This is a genomic window from Paenibacillus sp. J22P169 (assembly GCF_059691995.1).
In genome coordinates, this window is the sequence record NZ_JCAUAO010000004.1 from 66,126 (window position 1) to 84,717 (window position 18,592).

Consider the following 18,592-nt stretch of genomic DNA (forward strand, 5'->3'; position numbering starts at 1 on the left):
CAAAATAAATAAATGAAGTGGAGGAACGACCATGTCTACTACAAATTCCAACCCATCGACAAAGTCTCATTCTGTTGAGGCGTTGTTCAAACCATTTACACTAGGCAATCTCAATCTAGCGAACAGGGTCGTCATGGCCCCGATGACGCGAAGCTTCTCACCAGGGGGCGTGCCAGGACCAGATGTGGTGGATTACTACCGCCGCCGGGCTGAGAATGGCGTTGGTCTTATTATTACCGAAGGCACACTAATCAATCATCCAGCGGCTACCAACGATCCACGAGTCCCTAACTTCCATGGAGAAGCTGCGCTAGAGGGCTGGAAACGTGTAGCTGATGCTGTGCACGAAGCGGGAGGACGTATCATGCCTCAGCTCTGGCATATTGGGATGACTCGCCCAAATGGTTCACTTCCACATCCGGAAGCACCATCGATTGGACCATCAGGCCGCAATTTAGCTGGCGAACAAGTGAATGAGCCGATGACACAGGCGGAAATCGAGCAAGTCGTGCAAGCCTACGCACAAGCGGCAGCTGATGCGAAACGAATTGGCTTCGACGGCATCGAGCTCCATGGCGCCCACGGTTACTTGATCGACCAATTCCTATGGGAGAAAACGAATCAACGTACGGATAAGTACGGTGGCAGCCTACTGGCACGCACACGGTTTGCTGTCGAGGTTATCGAGGCTTGCCGCCGCGCGGTTGGTCCTGACTTTCCAATTATGATTCGGTTGTCACAGTGGAAATCCAGCGAATATACGGCCAAACTCGCCGCTACACCGGAACAGCTCGGTCAATTGCTTGCACCGCTCGTAGAAGCAGGCGTAGATATATTCCATTGCTCGACGCGCAGGTTCTGGGAACCAGAGTTCGAAGGATCTAGCCTCAATTTCGCAGGCTGGGTGAAGCAGTTATCGGGTAAACCTACGATCACAGTTGGATCAGTCGGTTTAGATGATGAATTCTTGGGATCCTTCAGAGGAAAAAGCGCTGGCACGGCTGACATCAACGAGTTACTTGTTCGTCTAGAGCAGAACGAGTTCGATCTCGTTGCCATTGGACGCGCGCTGTTGGTTGACCCTGCTTGGGTGGAAAAAGTGCGAGACGGTCGATTCACGGAATTACTTCCATTCACTGTTGATGCTTTAAAACGTTTATATTAAGCCGTCAGACTTGATGAATTTGCTGTCTGGCAACAACGAAACAAGGCAACCGGACGAACCGGCTGCCTTGTTTTTCTTTTTACCGCTAACGGCTGCTCAGTAATTCGTGCGCGTAAACGTCGCATCACTTTTCACGGTTGCAGTGCTAGAAGCGTTGATCACTTCGACTCTCAGTACGTAATTGTAGTGACGGATGTAATAGGTAGGGGCGCTGTAGGATTGGAAAGAGACCTTGCTGCTGTCGGCCCAACCGGCTACGAGGTTGAATGTGGCATCCTGATTAAAAGCTGTCGTCCCATCATATTGGGCAAGGACGATCTGATTGCTCGCATTTTTTCGGATAAAATAGCCTGGGAAATTGATGGATTCGAGTGAAACGCTAGATGCGTTAGCTAAACCGGGCACCACGCGAAATTGTGAATCCAGAGCAGGGGAAACGTTAGGATCTATGCGAAGCGTATAGTTAGAATGACGTATGAAGTAAGTAGGGAAATTGTACGACGCAAATTTACTATAGCCAGTGGCATCGGCAGTCGAAGGCCCGAAGAGACGAACCTCGTACAAGGTCGGCGTATACCAGTTGCTCGGATTGTTGAACAGCACAGCATTCACGAGGTTAATCCGTACATATCGCGCCGTGAAGTGTACCTTATCTGTTGTAAAACCATAAGCCGTATTCGTTGTGCGATCAATCGCGGCGTAGTTGACGCCATCGTTGCTGATTTCGATTTTATACTTGTGATAGCCTTCTGAGCCTTTGTATAAAAACCAGGAGATATCGACCTCGGTAATCGTCTTCGGCGCTCCGAAATCGACCTGCCACCAAGCTGGCCATGTACTGCTGGAAGCGGCCCACGAGCTTTGGGCATTACCATCCAACGCATTAGCAGCAGAAGAGCTGGCTGCGGTTGAGCTTGCTGTAGCAGTTTTGCCTGTGGCGTGGTTCACGTGCGTTGGCAGTGTGACGGTGCCGGTTACGGCATCAATGTTCCAAGAACTGTACCAGTTCAACGTGGCTGAAGCGCTCGTATCATTTAGTGTCAGTGGCAGCCAAATGTATTTATGATCACTCAAATTGAGCGGATTCCAACGGTCAGCCATATAAATGTAGCTGGTCGTAGAGCTGCCGGAGACAGTCATAATGTTCTCGATTTGCGTAGCGTAAGCCGCAGGGTCTCCGAACGGCGAAAGCGCAGACCAAGTGCCTGTCATCGAAGTCGCCGTCGCATACGCGCCTTGATTCGGATACCAACCGGAAGCCTGTGAGGTGAACAGGTAGTAGGTATTATTCTTTTTCACGACAGCAGGCGCTTCGCGATAGCCGTTCTCGAAAATCCAGCCAACGAAGGAAGACACGTTCGTGTAGCTGGAGTTAAGCTGGAAGATCGCCATCGTGTCGTTGGCGCCGCCATTTTTGCGGGAAGCCGTCACGAGGTAGGCGGAACCGTTGGTATCAGCGAATACCGTCATATCACGGGATTCATAGTTAAGCGGACGGAAGCTGCCTTGGTAGGTGAAGTTTCCGTTTGGTGTGGAACTCGTAGCAACAGCTACGCGGCCTAAGCTATAATCGGTGCCATTTTCGTAATGTGCCCATAGGACATACATGCCGGTAGAGGCATTGTAGATGACTTTAGGACGCTCGATTTTGCTGGAGTTCAGCTCGGTCGATGAATTTTTTGTGAGGATGGCGTTGCTGAAGGTCCAGTTCTTGAGATCCGTTGAGGTATACACATTTACACTATCAAACGTTCCGCTCACCGCATGCTCGCCGTACCAGTAATACGTCGATCCTACTTTTAAAATATTGCCGCTTCTAGCCTGAATCTCGTTGCCTGCCGTATCGGTCCAGTTTGAGCCATTCGAGATGGTGACACTTGCAGCACTTGCCTGATGCGGGACAAGGGCAAAAAACAAGGCAGCCAACAGTGCATACATCAGTGCGGTGAGCGTTCGTCTTGTGTAGATATTCATTCGTTAATTTCCTCCTTTAATGGATGGGATGACCGTGACTCAGAAATCTCTGAGCTGGGGTCTCCACTTCATCGTACGGCCATATGTAAGCGTTTACAACTGAAAGAAGGTGATATTCATGAACAATGTTGCTCAGCGGCGAGTGAAAGATTGTGCAGGAAACTATAAATAACTGATTTGTTGTCATCCCCCCAGCCACGAATGACTTAATAGTCAGCCAACCCATGCACCCCACGGACACGAATAATTCAATAGTCAGCCAAACCCATGCACCCCATGGACACGAATGGCTCAATAGTCAGCCAAACCATGCACCCCACGGACATGAATAATTCAATAGTCAGCCAAACCATGCACCCCACGGACACGAATAACTCAGTAGTCAGCCAGACCATGCACCCCACGGACACAAGTAACTCAATAGTCGGCCATACCTGCCCCCAGGGACATGAATAACTCAATAGTAGCCAAACCATGCACCCCACGGACACAAGTAACTCAATAGTCAGCCAACCCATGCACCCCACGGACACGAAAAATTCAGAAATCAGCCAATCCGCGCACCCCACGGACACGAATAACTCAATAGTCAGCCATACCGGCCGCCCTCCCCACGCAGCAACGATTAACTGGAAAAACTACATCTAATTTTGCGGTTTCCATAGTTTTATATGAAATAACTGGAAAATATGTAGTTAATTGCAGCCAATCTCTCTCTTTTCGCCGAATCAGACGGAATTAGCTGTATAATTTCCATCTAAATCCACTTGGCGGAGAGGATCTCCCGAATTAACTGTAGATTTTCCATCTAATTATGGGGCTTGGGGGAGGCGCATGTGCAGATTCAGGCTCGGTACGTTGTTATACCTATAGATAGCCATGTTCACAGACAAGATACTTCTCAGATCAGTCCCGGCAACGCTTCTTGAAATTTTCAAGTCGATACTGCTCAACACGCAGGCGAACCCCAGCTCCATCCCTAAAAAGTCCCTGAAAATAGATAGATACCAAGCTCTTTTGGAAAACCATCTAGTTATTTGGTATCCTGCACAAATTTCCATGTCTTTACAATAAAATAGCAAATTTCGCAATTATCCTATGGTAAAATAAGATGGTTCTCAAATGGCTTGTCTGTCCGATAAGCAAGCGCTTATGTTGAAAAGATTTTGACTCAGCCAATAAGCTAAGGAGGAATTGTAATGAGCAAGCTCAAGGGATGGAAGACGAGATTATGGAAGACTACGTTGGCGTTGACAGTAGCTATACCGTTCCAAGTGCTAGCTACGAGCAGCTGGCAGACGGTGATGGCGGAAGGACCGACGGATCCAGCGCCGTTCATTGAAGCCAAAGTCGTGAACGGAAATGCAGGGAAGAAAGTGCTTTTTGACAATACACACGAGCAGACAGCTGGAGCAGCGGATTGGGTCATTGATGGGGCTTTTTCGGATTTCGGCAATGCGTTAGCGAATAATGGGTATTATGTAAAAGAACTGCGCAAAACGACGCCAATTACGTTGGCCGATTTGAGCGGTTATGATGTGTTCGTGGTAGCGGAGTCTAATGTTCCGTACAAAACAAGTGAGCAAAACGCCTTAGCCCAATACGTGGCCGGAGGCGGCAGTATATTCTTCATCGGCGATCATTACAATGCCGATCGGAACAAAAACCGCTGGGATGGCTCCGAGGTGTTCAACGGCTATCGCCGAGGTGCCTGGACGAACCCAGCAGCAGGGATGAGCACGGAAGAGGCAGCCTCCTCCGCGATGCAAGATGTAGCAAGCTCGGACTGGCTGGCGACACAGTTTGGTCTGCGTTTTCGCTATAACGCGCTCGGCGACATTAATGCGAATAACATCGTAGCACCTGCGCAAGCTTTTGGCATTACGACGGGTGTCTCCAGTGTAGCGATGCACGCAGGATCGACGCTGGCCATTATTGATCCGACGAAGGCGAAGGGCATTGTGTACTTGCCGCAAACGAATGAAGCTTGGGCGAGTGCGGTTGATCAAGGTGTCTATAATGGTGGCGGCGTTGCGGAAGGTCCGTATGTGGCCATCTCGAAAGCGGGCGCAGGGAAGGCAGCCTTCATCGGTGACTCCTCACCAGTCGAGGATGCAACGCCGAAATATGTGCGCGAGGATACAGGCGCGAAGAAGACGACGTATGACGGTTTTAAAGAAGTGGACGACGGAACGCTGCTCGTAAACATGGTGAACTGGCTTTCGACCAAAGAAAGCTATACCAGCCTATCTGAAGTAAGCGGCTTGCAGCTAGACCAGCCGACGGCTTTGCTGCCTTTTGAAGCGCCAGCGGCATCGACGGAACCGCAGCCAGAGCCTTGGGCAGCTCCGAATGCCGGCTACAAATGGTACGACCGCAGCACGTTCAAAGCTGGCTCGTATGGCGGACCTGCAGCCACAGCGAATACGACGTACAGCTTCGTGAAACAAGCGGTATTGCCGAATGCGGCGGACTTCCCGATCAGAGTCGTTGTGGATAACTTACCGCCTTCGACAACTGTAACGGGCTTCTCCCTAGGGATCTATCTGGTCAGTGGTGGTTCACAAATCGCCAAAGTACAAAATGCAGATGGTACCTGGCCCACGGCTTACGCGTATAGCTCCGCATTTAGCGTAACTGCAGATATCAACGGACATGCGACGAAGGATCTGAATGTACGCGTTCTTCCAGGAACGACCGCACCAGCGAATCTCAGATTGCGCCTGAATGGCACGAATCTGAAAACCGAAGCCGTAACGCTAGGGAATGTACCTGCAGAAAACTTGCCGGAAGAGGAAAATCCGATCCCAGCCAAGATCGCCATCTCTGAAGCACGTGCGAAGGCAGCAGGGACTTTGGTGACTGTTGAGGGTGTTGTTACGACGGAGCCGGGTGCTTTTGGCGGACAAGCCTTCTACTTGCAAGATGCGACAGGCGGCTTGTATGTGTTCCAAAGCTTGAGTGGCTTCCATCAAGGCGATACAGTAAAAGTAACAGCCTCAACCGCGCTATTCAACACGGAGTTTGAGCTTGCTGACCCTGTGGAAATTACCAAAACAGGCGTCGCTGCGCTGCCAACACCAACCCCAGTATCCGCTGTGACAGCGGACAACCAAGGGCAGCTGCTCACGCTTAATGATGTGACAATCAACAACATCATTACGGCAACACCGACGGGTTCTTTTGAATTCGATGCTGTCAAAGACGGTGTAAGCAACCACATACGTGTGGATACACGAACTGGCTTATCCTTAAGCACCTTCCCCTACACAGCTGGGCAAAAGGTGACGATTCAAGGTGTTGGCGCGATTTTCAAAGGTGTATTCCAATTGAAGCCAAGGGGCTTGAGCGATTTCAGCATGACGGCGGACACGGTAGCACCAGTAACAACTGCAACCTTATCCAGTACTCCGAATGGGGCAGGTTGGTTCAAGGAAGACGTTACCGCAACGTTAACTGCTGTAGATGATCAAGCGGGTGCAATGGTCACTCAATATGCTATCAATGGCGGAACTTCAGCGGCTTACACAGCGCCAATCGCGCTTGGAACTGAGGGCACAACAACCGTGAGCTATTCCTCTACGGATGCTGCGGGCAATGTTGAGACAGCACAGTCTTTGCAAGTGAAGCTGGACAAAACAGCACCTTCAGCGACCCTCACCGAATCGGGCCATATAGTTAAGGATGTGACGAACACGGCTTCAGTGACATTCGTCTTGGCTAGCAGTGATGCACTTTCCGGTGTTGCGGAGCAATCCCTGACCTTGGATGGCATCAGTATTACAAGCGGTCAAACGATTGCCGCAGGAACCCTAGCTGTAGGTGCACACACAGTGGCCTATCTTGTAGCGGATGTTGCAGGGAACACGACGAGTGCGTCACAGACATTTAATGTGGTTAAGCCATTATCCATCGGCGCTCCTGGCCAGCCTGTTTTATCCTCCAATAACGGCTATTCTGGTTTAAAAGATGGCAACTACACGATCACGATGAACATGTGGTGGGGGAATAATGGTACGATTTTCAAACTGTACGAAAATGGTGTTCTCATCAGTACAAAAACACTCTCGGATGCGTCTCCAGCGGCTCAAATCGCCAAAGTGGATGTATCTGGTAAACCAAATGGCACGTACACATACACAAGTGAACTTATTAATTTATTCGGAACGACAACTAGTCAGCCTCTTGTAGTCACAATCACAGACGCATCTCCAGGTAAGCCCGTCTTATCGCAGAATAATTGGGATGGGGATGGCAGCTACAATGTGAGCATGAACATGTGGTGGGGCACCAATGCAACAGGTTATCGCCTCTTCGAAAATGATGTACTCATCGATACGAAAAGCCTGCAAGCTGCTTCACCTAGTGCACAAAGCGCAGTTACAGCAATCGCTGGTCGCGCAATCGGCGTCTATCAGTATCGCGTCGAGCTGTTCAATGCAGCTGGCGTAACATCCAGCGATGTGTTGAGTGTTACGGTTACGAAGTAAGCGGAGGCATCGAAGGTATAGAGCATGAAAAACAGCCCTTCTGGTCTTAGACCAGAGGGGCTGCTTTTTGTTTTGGCCCCACAATAGCGCACCTAGGTTCCCCTTCGCATCCCCTCAGGGCTCAAAAATGGCAGGTTTTCCCTTGGTGATGAACCAGCTAGACAAAAACATATCCCGATGGTAGGTTAAATGGATACTTAGGAAAGTAAGTGATCTCATATGTCCATTGCTTCGCAAGCCAAAGAAACAACAAGCGGCAGCCGATTATGGATGGTACTGGTGCTCGGTTTACTCGCATCTTTCGGACCGCTTTCTCTCGATATGTACTTACCGGCGCTGCCTGTCATTGCGGGTGACCTCCATACAACAACTTCACTTGCCCAGATGAGTTTAACGGCTTGTATGCTCGGTCTCTCGCTAGGTCAGCTCATAGCTGGATCGGTGAGTGATGTGCGCGGAAGACGCATGCCTCTGTTGGTCGGACTTTTGATTTATGGTGTCGCCTCCGCACTTTGCATGGTCGCTCCTTCCATCTGGGCGTTCCTCATTTTGCGCTTTGTGCAGGGGATGGCGGGAGCAGCAGGGATCGTCATTTCCCGGGCTATCGTCCGTGATATGTATGAAGGTGTGGCGTTGACGAAGTTTTTTGCGCTGCTGATGCTCGTTAATGGTTCAGCACCTATCCTAGCTCCAATTATCGGGGGCCAGCTGCTGCAATTCACTTCATGGCGCGGCGTGTTCCTTGTGCTCAGCTTGATCGGTGTCGTGATGCTAATCATTGTAGTACTTGGGCTAAAAGAAACACATCCACCTGAACGCCGCTCCAAGGGTGGGCTTACGAATACGCTGCGTATTTTCCGCGGATTGCTCACAGACCGTTTGTTCATGGGCTATGCGTTAACGCAGGGGCTCGTTTTTGCCGGCATGTTCGCTTACATTTCGGGATCGCCGTTTGTTTTGCAGGAGATATTTGATGTTTCTCCACAAATGTTCAGTGTTATCTTCGCGGTTAATGGGGCTGGCGTGATCCTTGCTGGCCAAATAACGGGGCGACTAGCTGGCAAAGTCAGCAATCACCGTCTGTTAGCAGGAGGCTTGGCGATAGCTGTTCTAGGAGGACTGCTGCTGCTCGTTGCAACGCTGAGCGGGGCTGGGCTCATTTTGATATTGCCGGCGTTCTTCCTCATCGTCTCTTGTATTGGTCCAGTATCGGTGTCGACCTCTTCCTTGGCGCTGCAAAATCAAGGCAAAACAGCCGGCAGCGCCGCAGCCTTGCTAGGTCTTATGACTTTCGTCATCGGCGGCTTAGTGGCGCCGCTTGTCGGTATTGGCGGCAGCCAGACAGCCGTACCTCTAGGCATTATCATCGCCGTTATGGAGCTTGGCGGCGTGCTTTGCTTCGTTTTCCTGACGCGAGAAAAAGCGTGATCGGCCATCACTTTTTTTAGAAAATTCAAAGATTTTTCACAATTAACATTTATAATGAAGAAGAATCGACCAATTTTTGAAAAAGGTGGGTAATACGCATGAAGCGCATTCATAAAACGTGGCTTATCGGCACACTGGCAGCTGGATTATTAATCAGTGGCGGCTTCGTACTTCAGTATAATCAAGCATTTGCTAACGACACAGACACGGCGACACCTGCACCTAAGAAGTTTCAGGATAAACATAGATTTGAGAAGCAACCAGCGTCACCAAGGGGCGGCTTTGATTTCGGTCATGGCGGTATTGGCGGCGTAATCGATTTTTCTTCCATCCTTGGTATAGATAAGGGCGTCCTTAAAACGGAAATTGATGCGGGTAAAACACTCGTACAAATCGCGCAGGAGAAAGCCAATCTAAGTGAAGAAGCGCTGCTTGCCAAACTGACAGAGGCGGAAACGAAGAAAATCGATACAGCGCTTAGCGCGGGGAAAATCAAGCAAGAGCAGGCAGATAAGCTCAAAGCGGGGCTTACTGATCGGTTGAAAAAAATCGTGGAAGCCAAGCCGCACGCGATGAATTTTGATAAAAAGCCAATGCCTCGCGGCGGAAACATGCCAAACATGCCTATGCCTGGCGGTGTATGGGGCGCTCCTCACGAAATCGCAGCGATTCTCGGCATCACTGAGGATGAGTTGGCTGCTGAACGCAAAGCAGGCAAATCGCTTGCCGAGATCGCGGAGGCGAAAGGCATCACGGAAGATCAGTTAATCGCCAAGCTCAAAGACAATATGACGGATGAGCTGAAAAACTTCGTCGAGCGCAAAGGCGGAGTTCCGCACCCAGCGCCGCAGCCACGTGGCGACGGCGGTTCGTTCAAAGGTAAGCCTGGTCGCGGCGGGGAGCATAGACCAGCTCCAGCAGCAGTGCCAGCGACGCCTTCGGCTACGTAATTCATTTTTGGATAAATAATGAGCGATCCTTTAGGGATAGCAGAAGGTTGCCCTTTCGAGCACATCGAGCGAGGGCAATCTTTTTTGTTGCGTATGGGGGAGATGGAGGGAAGTGGCAAGGTGGCGTAGAAGTTTCTCGCAGGAACATCATGTTGGGTAGAGTTGAACGGCACCATGCGTCGGTGCCACAACGCGCGCATTGGGAAGAGTAAATTAGATCTGAGAAGAGAAGTACTGAAGGAGGAGTAGCTGAATGGAAGAGCTCATTGGACATTGTCGTACATGTGAGAAGCCGATTTATTGTAAAATGGGGTTTCTAGATGGCGTCGTGCAAGCGGATAAATCCTTAGTATGTTTTGAATGCTCGGGTGAGGAGCACGAGGAGCAAGTGGTTATGAAACCGTAGAAGTAAAGGGGGACGTTAGGTGGCATAATCGAAAGAGTGGATCCCCGGCAGTAACAAATTAGCATGCGCACTACTCCCGATCTACGTTTGAAGCAACTTAGCGTGCACGGAACCCTCGATCCAAGTCTAAAGCAGCTAGCATGCACGGAACCCGCGTTCCTAGCTAATAATAAATTAGTTTGTTGCAAACCGCCGTTCTCCGACTGAAGTTAGTTGAATCCAGCCACCTTTACGCTCCCCTGACCACAATAGATGGAAAACGTACAGTTAATTCTTCTCAATTTCACTGATATTAACATTTAACTGGATAAGGTACAGGTAATTTAATCACTTTAGCTCAAAAGGGTCATACACCGCGAAATTAGCTACATGAAATCCAGTTAATTGATTCAAAAACAGCAATTCACCGAATTTAGCTGTATAAAATCCAGTTATTTCGCCGGCGACGGGGTGGGCGATGCTAAGGGGAACGCACTTGGTGACGCTCATCCCCTTGGGGGACGTACTCGGGGACGCCCAGCGGTCGCGCCTCGGGTAGCGCGACCTGCTGCCGCCTTCCGTACGCAATGGCCGCACGTAAGGCGGCAGAGCGTGTCCGCACCGCGGACCGCACCCAGCGCCGCGTCAACCGCACCGCGGACCGCTCTGCGCTCCGGCAAGCGGAATCGGCGGTCGCGCCGCACCGCCCTCACGCAGCGTGGCGCCAACCCGCCGCCGCTAATACAAGACCCGCCACAAGTAAAACGTGGCGTAGGCTTCCCAACCCCGCCAGCCCTCGGCTAGCTGGCGGATCTCTTCAAGCGAGGGCTTGGCCTCAAGCCTAAGCACATGCTTCAACGCGTTATGCAGGCCGACATCGGCCAACGGGAACGCTGCGGGGTTGCGCAGGCAGCGCATCAGCACATAGTTGGCCGTCCAGGGGCCAATGCCGCGAATGCGCAGCAGATCTTTTTCCATGGCAAGGAAATCGCTCATCGCAAGCAGCCCAGCCTTGGACAACGATCCATCCGCCATGAGATTGGCAACGCCAATAAGGTACTCCGCTTTTTTACCCGTGAATTGTAAAGCGGTTAAATCCTCAGTCGTGAGCGCAGCGACTCGCTCTGGCGTCGGGAACGCCCAATAGGTCCGTCCCTCCCAATGCAGTGAGGTACCGAAGTGCTCGACTAGCCGTCTTTTGAGCGTATAGGCAAAAGCCAAGTTAATCTGCTGACCGATAATCCCCCAGCTCATCGCCTCAAACAAATCGGGAATCCCCATCAAGCGCAGCCCTCGGAATTCCTCCGTCACTTGCCGCAGGATCGAATCCTCCATCTCATAAAATGGCATCAAATCCGTCCCTAAATCAAACCACTCCCACACATAGCGAGCGATATTTTCGCGGACCTCAGAGGTTAAACTAGCGCCACTATAGTGGACAATTTGGATATGAAGCACCTCGTCATCCTCACTGTGGACAGCGATAAGTGCTAGGTTATCCCCAACCGGCAGCAGCTTATAGATGCTGGAGTTATCCACAACGAATAGGCACTCATTGGTTGAGCGGCTTAAATAGCCGATATTTTGCTCGTATCGAAAAGGCTCAGGCAGAGCTAGCGAGAGCGTGCTCGATTGTTCGTGCCATTGTAGGCTGGACGGGTCAAAAGCTTGCAAGTGTGGCATCGTCATTCTCCTTATCGGTAGGTCGTTATATGCATTATCGCCGAGAGCGGCTTTTGTAATCTTGCTTTCTCATCTTGGAACCCTTACAACCACAGGTCTGTTTGGGTATACTGAGCTTATTAAAAGCAACACAAGGAGAGGGGCATCCGGTATGCAGGAGCGGTTTTGGCAAGCCATCGTAGCGAATGATGCGGCGTATGATGGGACGTTTTATTATGCGGTGGCGACGACAGGGATTTTCTGCCGGCCTTCCTGCAAATCGAGGCTTCCGAAGCGGGAGCATGTGCGTATTTTTCCTCATAGTCAAGCAGCTATTGCGGAAAGTTTTCGTCCTTGTAAAAGGTGTCGGCCTGACGGCAACAGGCTTCCCGATGAAGCATGGGTTGCGGAAATGAAGGCGCATATCGAAGAACACTTCGCCGAACCGCTGTCGTTAGCGACGCTTTCGGAACATTTTTATGCGAGTACGTATCATCTGCAAAGGACTTTTAAACGAATAGCTGGCGTGACGCCGCTTATGTATATACAACAGGTCAGGTTGGAGGCGGCTAAAAAGCTTTTGATCACCTCGGATACAGCCGTACATGTGATCGGAGCGCAGGTGGGGATGGTGAATGCTGCCCATTTTGCGACGTTGTTCCAGAAGAGAACCGGGCTTACGCCGACGGAATTCCGTCAAAAGTTCGTTCATTAACCATAACCGACAGGGGTTCGTTGATGCAAGAAGAGCTGGTTGTGCTAACTAGCATGAAGAATTGGAGGGGGGCAAGATAGATGCGAATGCAGCAGAAAAGCGAGATTGGAAATAGGAATGGTGTGGGAATGGAGATCTACTGGGGAGCGTTCGCTCTACATGGGAGTAACTTTGTGATGGCCGTGACAGATAGGGGATTGTGTTACTTGCAATTTCAGGAGGGCAATGGGCAAGAAGGGATGGATGAGCAGGCGTATCTGTCATTCACCCAATGGGCTATTAGGAGCGGTCAAGCGAGCAGTTGGTTATACGATGTAGATAGGTTGAGACCCTATATTCAGCAGCTGGACGAGTACTTGAGTGGGGAGCGAAAAAGCTTTACGCTGCAATTGGACTTACGTGGTACAGCGTTTCAACAGGCGGTATGGAAAGCACTGCATGACATTTCTCATGGAGAAACGGTGAGTTATTCACAGGTAGCCAATACGCTGGATAGATCCAGCGCCGTACGTGCGGTAGGTACAGCCATTGGGGCAAATCCCGTGCTCATCGTTGTGCCTTGCCATCGGGTGGTAGGGAAAAATGGAGCACTGACAGGCTATCGTGGCGGGTTGGAGAATAAGGAGAAGCTTTTGCAGTTGGAGCGGCAAGGAAAGTAGGACAATGAATTTTAGTAAATTCACTCTCATTTATTCTTCTATGCATAGAATCTCAGATATGGATAAAAATACGGGGAAGGAAATGAATGGGAATAGGAAGCTGGAATCATCATGAGCGTATTTACTGGGGGCGAATAGCGTGACCATGTGGAGTTGGAATAAGCTACGGACAAGACAAACATCTCCAAGTCAGCAGCCTCGGATGATTCCGCTGAAGAACTCACCTGCTCATCAGGTTATGGAAGCCAATAAAGAGGCGAGTATCAGCACGCAACTTGAAGCGACGATTACATTCGTTCAAAAGTTACTCGGTGAAAATGACGATTTCATCATACGCAGGTTTTGCATATTTAACGATCAACCAGCTGTTGTGATGTATTTCCCTGATTTAATTGATAAACAGTATCTGAACGATCACATTTTAAAGCCTTTGATGTTAACATCCTCTCAAGATTATGCCAAAGCAGTAAGCCGCCCTATGAAAGAGTTTCTTTTAAACGATACCCTTTATGCGTGTGAAGGAAGAACGGAAACACAGCTGAATGAAATTATCCAAGCCATCGTAGAAGGGAAAACGGTTCTTCTAGTTGATGGAGTAACGGATGCGTTTATTTTCAGTACACGCCATGTTGACAAGCGATCGATCACGCAACCAGAGACTGAACAGGTGATCCGAGGCGCACGGGAAGGTTTTATCGAAATGTTGGGTACGAATCTGGCCCTGCTTCGCTACCGTCTCCCGACGCCGGATTTACGGATAAAAACGATTCGAATAGGACGTATCACCAAATCCAAAGTGGCGATTTGCTACATTGATGGCATTGTGAGTCCTGCACTTGTAGAAGAGGTGTTCAGACGTTTATCGTTGATTGATATCGATGGCATCTTGGACGCTGGGTATCTGGAACAGTTTATCGAAGATAACCATGTATCCCCGTTCCCGCAAATTCAAAACACCGAACGACCGGATAAAGCAGTCGCAAATCTCTTGGAAGGCAGAGTTATCCTCCTTGTAGATGGATCTCCGTTTGCCCTCATATTGCCTACCGTATTCAGTCAATTTTATCAAACAGTCGAAGACTATTCAGAAAGGTATCTCCTCGTCAGTTTCATACGACTGTCACGTTTGGTAGCCCTGATTTTCTCACTGATTTTCCCATCGTTATATGTGGCGTTAATTTCGTTCAATCCGGAGCTGATCCCTACTGAGTTTGCGGTAGCGGTAGCGGGGGGAAGAGCGGGAGTGCCTTTCCCTTCTGTCATAGAAGTGTTGATCATGGAGATATCCATGGAAGTATTGAGGGAAGCAACACTTCGTCTGCCGCAGCAGGTTGGTGGAGCACTCTCCATTGTTGGTGTGCTTGTCGTTGGGCAGGCAGCGGTTGCGGCAGGATTTATCTCTCCGATCACGGTTGTTATCATCGCTTTGACAACGATCGGTTCCTTTGCAACACCGGCTTACAATGCGGCCTTGGCCCTGAGACTGCTTCGGTTTCCACTTGTGATTTTATCTGGCATATTCGGCTTATATGGGGTAATGATCGGGTTGATTCTGATCGCCAACCATATGCTTTCTTTAAGATCGTTCGGTGTTCCTTACTTGAGCCCGCTAGTCCCAGGTAATTTTCAAGGGATGAAGGATACGCTGGCACGGCTGCCGCTGTGGAGCATGCCCAAGAGACCCGCACTTTTACACACACCGAATGACACCCGTCTAGGGAAAATAACGAAAGATATGAGTGAAGAAGCGCCAAACAACACATTAGACCCTTTGAAGTAAGAGATACAAGGAGGAACGTAACCGATGGAGCATCCTCGCCAGATTACAGTCATTCAAGCAGCGATCATACTGATTAGCACAATCATCGGGGTGGGCGTATTAGCCCTCTCGCTATTTGCTGTCAGAGCTGCCGATTCCGGGGCGCCGCTTGTAACACTGTTAGGTTTTTTGGTTGGTTTATTCGGACTATGGCTTTTGACGAAGCTTGGTATGCGTTTTCCTACGCAATCCATTATTCAATATAGTGAGGATTTGATAGGTAAATGGGCCGCGCGCGGATGCAGCGTTGTGATTATCGTTTTTTTTTGCTTGCTTACCGCACTGGCATCACGTGAATTTGGGGAGGTTGTTGTCACTTCCGTCTTAACCAAAACACCGCTAGAGGTGACGGTGATCGTCATGCTGCTTCTAGCAGCGGTTTCCTCTCGCGCAGATATAACGACATTTACGTATTTTCACCACTTTTATTTCCCGATTATCGTATTTCCGGGACTATTGATTGTCGTGCTCTCGCTAAAAAATGCACAATTAATTAACCTTCTACCCCTGTGGGGGAATGAACCAACCGGCATGTCAGGGGGAATTATTACGATGGCAGCCTTATTTCAAGGCTCCTTTGTCATGACCATCGTCATACCTGCGATGCGCAGGCCAGAGAAAGCCATGGTTGCGGGGTATGTTGGCATGGTAACATCCGGGGCGTTATATATTCTTATCGTGATTGCTACAGTAGGCGTATTTGGAGCAGAGGAAATTAAAAAACTAGTTTGGCCAACGCTGGAATTAGCCAAGACGACTTCACTGCCTGCCAACATCCTGGAGCGTTTAGATGGCGCATTTCTTGCGGTATGGGTTACTGCAGTGTTTACGACACTGTTGTCTAGCTATTATTTAGCCATAAATTTTTTAAGCCAGCTGTTGCGCCTCCGAGATCATAAAATGTTCGCCTTCTTTCTTGTTCCCTTTATCTATGTCATCGCGATGTTCTCGCAAAATCTGATGCAGATGTATGAGATTATTCAAATTGTCGGCCGCTTGGGACTCGTATTCACAGTTGCGTATCCATTTGTCTTATTGGTAGTGGCCATGATTCGAAAGAAAAAAAACCGGGGTGATCAACTTGTGGCAAAGTCTGATTAAACAGATTCTTGTTTTCGTGTTGGTTGCCCCTTTGCTTACTGGCTGCTGGGATCGCCTAGAAATCGAAGATCGAGCCGTCATCCTAGCTATTGGGATTGATAAGGCGAAACCGGGTGATGAGAAAGAAAACAGCAATGCTACGCATATTCTCAAACAGGATGCAGAGACCAATAAAGGACTCATTCGTATCACGGTCCAAATTGCTGTTCCCGGCCGCATTCCGTTAGGTACAGGGGGCGGATCCAGCAGCACTTTAGGGGAGAAACCGGTCTGGGTGCTGAGCAGCGTTGGCTATACCGTTGAGGATGCTTTAATGAATCTTCAGCAGCAACTCGCAGACCGGTTGTTTTTTGGCCATTTGCGGGTCATTGTGCTTTCGGAAGCCGTAGCCAAAAATGGAATCGAGAATGAAAACGACTTCTTTCGGCGTCAACCTCAAGTCAGAAGAACCGTTTGGATGGTCGTATCCAAAGGAAATGCGGCTGACATCATGAACGCCACACCGCAATTGGAGCGTGTTCCGACTTTATATTTGCTCGCCACCTTGGAACATGCCAGAGAAATGGGCAAGCTGCCGAATATATTCTCGGGTGTCTTTTTCAGTGCCAGTTCTGCCAAGGGGCAGGAAGGGATTCTTCCCTATTTGGAATTAAAGAAGGAATCGAACATTGAAATTGCCGGGATGGCCTATTTTAAAAAGGATAAAATGGTTGGCACCTCAACAGCTTTGCAAATTGGTCATTATATGGCGATCAAAGAAATCAACCCAGGGGGGTATAGTGTCCTTCAGGAACTGCCAGGTGTGAAAACGGCGGTTATGTTCAAAACCACGCATCGGAAGTCGAGAATAACGACAACAATTAGAAATGGAAAGGTACATACCATTATAAAATGCCAAGTCGAAGGGGATTTAACGGAGAAATCGAATGAGAAGGTGCTCATTACTAAGGAAAGTTTGAAGAAACTTGAGGAGAAAATTCAAAAAGACGCTAATATCGGTTTTGAAAAATACATTCAACAGACTCAAAAGGATGGCAGTGACATTTTCGGATTCGGGGAATATGTGCGAGCGACACAGTCCGCCTACTGGAACAAGAAAATTAAAACCAAGGAAGGCTGGGAAGATAAATATAAAGAGATGACCGTCGATATTACGGTGCAGGTTAGGATTAGACGAATTGGGGCGAAAACCAACTAGGAAGGATTCGGCTAATGATTACTTTTAACAATTACACGGTTTTGCTTCTGTTGATCTCTGGGTTGCTCGTTTTAGTTTTCGATGTAAAAATATATGCTAAGGCCAACATGCTAAAAGAAAGAAAAGGAGCTTTAATTGTAGGATGGTTCAATATCTCTTTAGGAGTTCTTTCGTTCTTTGGCTATATGGTGTATGAGAAGTGGTTCTGGAAATAAAAGGAGGTACACACATGGCCAAAGTGCAGCGCAAGCAATCGAAGTCCCTGCTGACCAAGGCGAGCGGCTTTCTCGAGGGCTACTCGCATACGTTAAATCCGTATACGGGCTGCGCCTTCGCCTGCTCCTATTGCTACGTGCGGCAAATGCCCGTGGCCTTATTTCGCAACGAAGCCTGGGGGAGCTGGGTCGACGTGAAGGAGAACGCGCCCGCGCTTCTCGCCAAGGAGCTGGCGAGGGCTAAGAGCAAAGGGCCGGTCACGATCTTCTTCTCCTCGGCGACGGATCCGTATCAGCCGATCGAATATAAGGAGCGGCTCACCCGCGCGCTCCTCGAGGTGATGTCCGTGCAGCAGCCGGACTTTTTGTTCGTGCAAACCCGCAGCCCGCTCGTGACGCGGGATGCGGACCTGCTTCAGCTGCTCGGCGATCGCGTCCGAGTCAGCATGACGGTGGAGACGGACCGCGAGGACATCCGCCGCGCGTTCACCCCGTCTGCGCCACCGATTGCGGCGCGGCTAGAAGCACTGCGCGAGCTCACGGCTCGCGGAATCCCGGTGCAGGCCACGATAGCGCCAGCGCTGCCAAGCTCGGACGGCTTCGCCGAGCGGTTGGCGGGCATCGTGGATCGGGTGTGCATCGACGATTATTACATGGGCGATGGTGGTGGAGGCAAGCGCACGGAACGCATTGGCGTGCGTGCGATCTATGACGCGCTGGAGCTGTCCGACTGGTACAGTCGGGATGCGTATCGGCGCGTGCACGAACAGCTCCTGCGGCATTTTCCGCAGGAGCGTGTCTTCATCAGCCAGAAGGGGTTCCTCCCCTGAA

Annotated in this window: 15 protein-coding genes; 12 read left to right on the forward strand and 3 right to left on the reverse strand. The window is 49.9% G+C overall.

Annotated features, from left to right (window positions below; genetic code table 11):
* The first annotated feature begins 31 nt into the window (after positions 1-31).
* A complete protein-coding gene (locus AC58QG_RS20525) occupies positions 32-1,165 on the forward strand; it encodes an NADH:flavin oxidoreductase (RefSeq protein WP_497363992.1) in 1,134 nt (377 codons plus the stop codon).
* Between the two features lie 96 nt (positions 1,166-1,261).
* On the opposite strand, the gene AC58QG_RS20530 is transcribed toward AC58QG_RS20525, so the two are convergent.
* The gene (locus AC58QG_RS20530) at positions 1,262-3,103 is read right to left on the reverse strand and encodes an AbfB domain-containing protein (protein WP_497364358.1); all 1,842 of its coding nucleotides are present in this window, start codon (positions 3,101-3,103) and stop codon (positions 1,262-1,264) included.
* Between the two features lie 1,235 nt (positions 3,104-4,338).
* Here AC58QG_RS20530 and AC58QG_RS20535 point away from each other — a divergent pair.
* The 4 genes from AC58QG_RS20535 to AC58QG_RS20550 all read left to right on the forward strand — a co-directional run bounded on the left by AC58QG_RS20535 (position 4,339) and on the right by AC58QG_RS20550 (position 10,413).
* Positions 4,339-7,629 carry an OmpL47-type beta-barrel domain-containing protein gene (locus AC58QG_RS20535; RefSeq protein WP_497363993.1) on the forward strand — a complete coding sequence of 1,097 codons (3,291 nt, stop codon included), beginning with the start codon at positions 4,339-4,341 and terminating at the stop codon, positions 7,627-7,629.
* 219 nt (positions 7,630-7,848) lie between these two features.
* Positions 7,849-9,057 (forward strand): multidrug effflux MFS transporter, encoded by a 1,209-nt coding sequence (locus AC58QG_RS20540; RefSeq protein WP_497363994.1) that lies wholly within the window; start codon positions 7,849-7,851, stop codon positions 9,055-9,057.
* Positions 9,058-9,155: 98 nt separating this feature from the next.
* Entirely contained in the window at positions 9,156-10,007 is an 852-nt protein-coding gene (locus AC58QG_RS20545) for a hypothetical protein (protein WP_497363995.1), read from the forward strand.
* Positions 10,008-10,260: 253 nt separating this feature from the next.
* Positions 10,261-10,413 carry a hypothetical protein gene (locus AC58QG_RS20550; RefSeq protein WP_497363996.1) on the forward strand — a complete coding sequence of 51 codons (153 nt, stop codon included), beginning with the start codon at positions 10,261-10,263 and terminating at the stop codon, positions 10,411-10,413.
* 327 nt (positions 10,414-10,740) lie between these two features.
* Here the strand turns inward: AC58QG_RS20550 and AC58QG_RS20555 are convergent, their stop codons facing one another.
* Positions 10,741-10,989, reverse strand: coding sequence for a hypothetical protein (locus tag AC58QG_RS20555; RefSeq protein ID WP_497363997.1), 249 nt, complete (start codon positions 10,987-10,989; stop codon positions 10,741-10,743).
* A gap of 141 nt (positions 10,990-11,130) precedes the next feature.
* The gene (locus tag AC58QG_RS20560; RefSeq protein WP_497363998.1) at positions 11,131-12,075 is read right to left on the reverse strand and encodes a DNA-3-methyladenine glycosylase family protein; all 945 of its coding nucleotides are present in this window, start codon (positions 12,073-12,075) and stop codon (positions 11,131-11,133) included.
* 151 nt (positions 12,076-12,226) lie between these two features.
* On the opposite strand from AC58QG_RS20560, the gene AC58QG_RS20565 reads away from it, so the two are divergent.
* The 7 genes from AC58QG_RS20565 to AC58QG_RS20595 all read left to right on the forward strand — a co-directional run bounded on the left by AC58QG_RS20565 (position 12,227) and on the right by AC58QG_RS20595 (position 18,591).
* Positions 12,227-12,769, forward strand: a complete 543-nt coding sequence (locus AC58QG_RS20565; RefSeq protein ID WP_497363999.1) for a bifunctional transcriptional activator/DNA repair enzyme AdaA — start codon at positions 12,227-12,229, stop codon at positions 12,767-12,769.
* 80 nt (positions 12,770-12,849) lie between these two features.
* Positions 12,850-13,428, forward strand: a complete 579-nt coding sequence (locus tag AC58QG_RS20570) for a methylated-DNA--[protein]-cysteine S-methyltransferase (protein WP_497364000.1) — start codon at positions 12,850-12,852, stop codon at positions 13,426-13,428.
* A gap of 202 nt (positions 13,429-13,630) precedes the next feature.
* Positions 13,631-15,208 carry a spore germination protein gene (locus AC58QG_RS20575; RefSeq protein WP_497364359.1) on the forward strand — a complete coding sequence of 526 codons (1,578 nt, stop codon included), beginning with the start codon at positions 13,631-13,633 and terminating at the stop codon, positions 15,206-15,208.
* 24 nt (positions 15,209-15,232) lie between these two features.
* Positions 15,233-16,348, forward strand: coding sequence for a GerAB/ArcD/ProY family transporter (locus tag AC58QG_RS20580; RefSeq protein WP_497364001.1), 1,116 nt, complete (start codon positions 15,233-15,235; stop codon positions 16,346-16,348).
* On the forward strand, positions 16,329-17,546 hold the full coding sequence (locus AC58QG_RS20585) for a Ger(x)C family spore germination protein (protein WP_497364002.1): 1,218 nt from the start codon (positions 16,329-16,331) through the stop codon (positions 17,544-17,546). Before AC58QG_RS20580 ends, AC58QG_RS20585 begins: the two co-directional genes overlap by 20 nt.
* A gap of 14 nt (positions 17,547-17,560) precedes the next feature.
* Positions 17,561-17,761 (forward strand): CLC_0170 family protein, encoded by a 201-nt coding sequence (locus AC58QG_RS20590; protein ID WP_497364003.1) that lies wholly within the window; start codon positions 17,561-17,563, stop codon positions 17,759-17,761.
* Positions 17,762-17,775: 14 nt separating this feature from the next.
* Positions 17,776-18,591 carry an SPL family radical SAM protein gene (locus AC58QG_RS20595; protein ID WP_497364004.1) on the forward strand — a complete coding sequence of 272 codons (816 nt, stop codon included), beginning with the start codon at positions 17,776-17,778 and terminating at the stop codon, positions 18,589-18,591.
* Position 18,592: the final 1 nt, after the last annotated feature.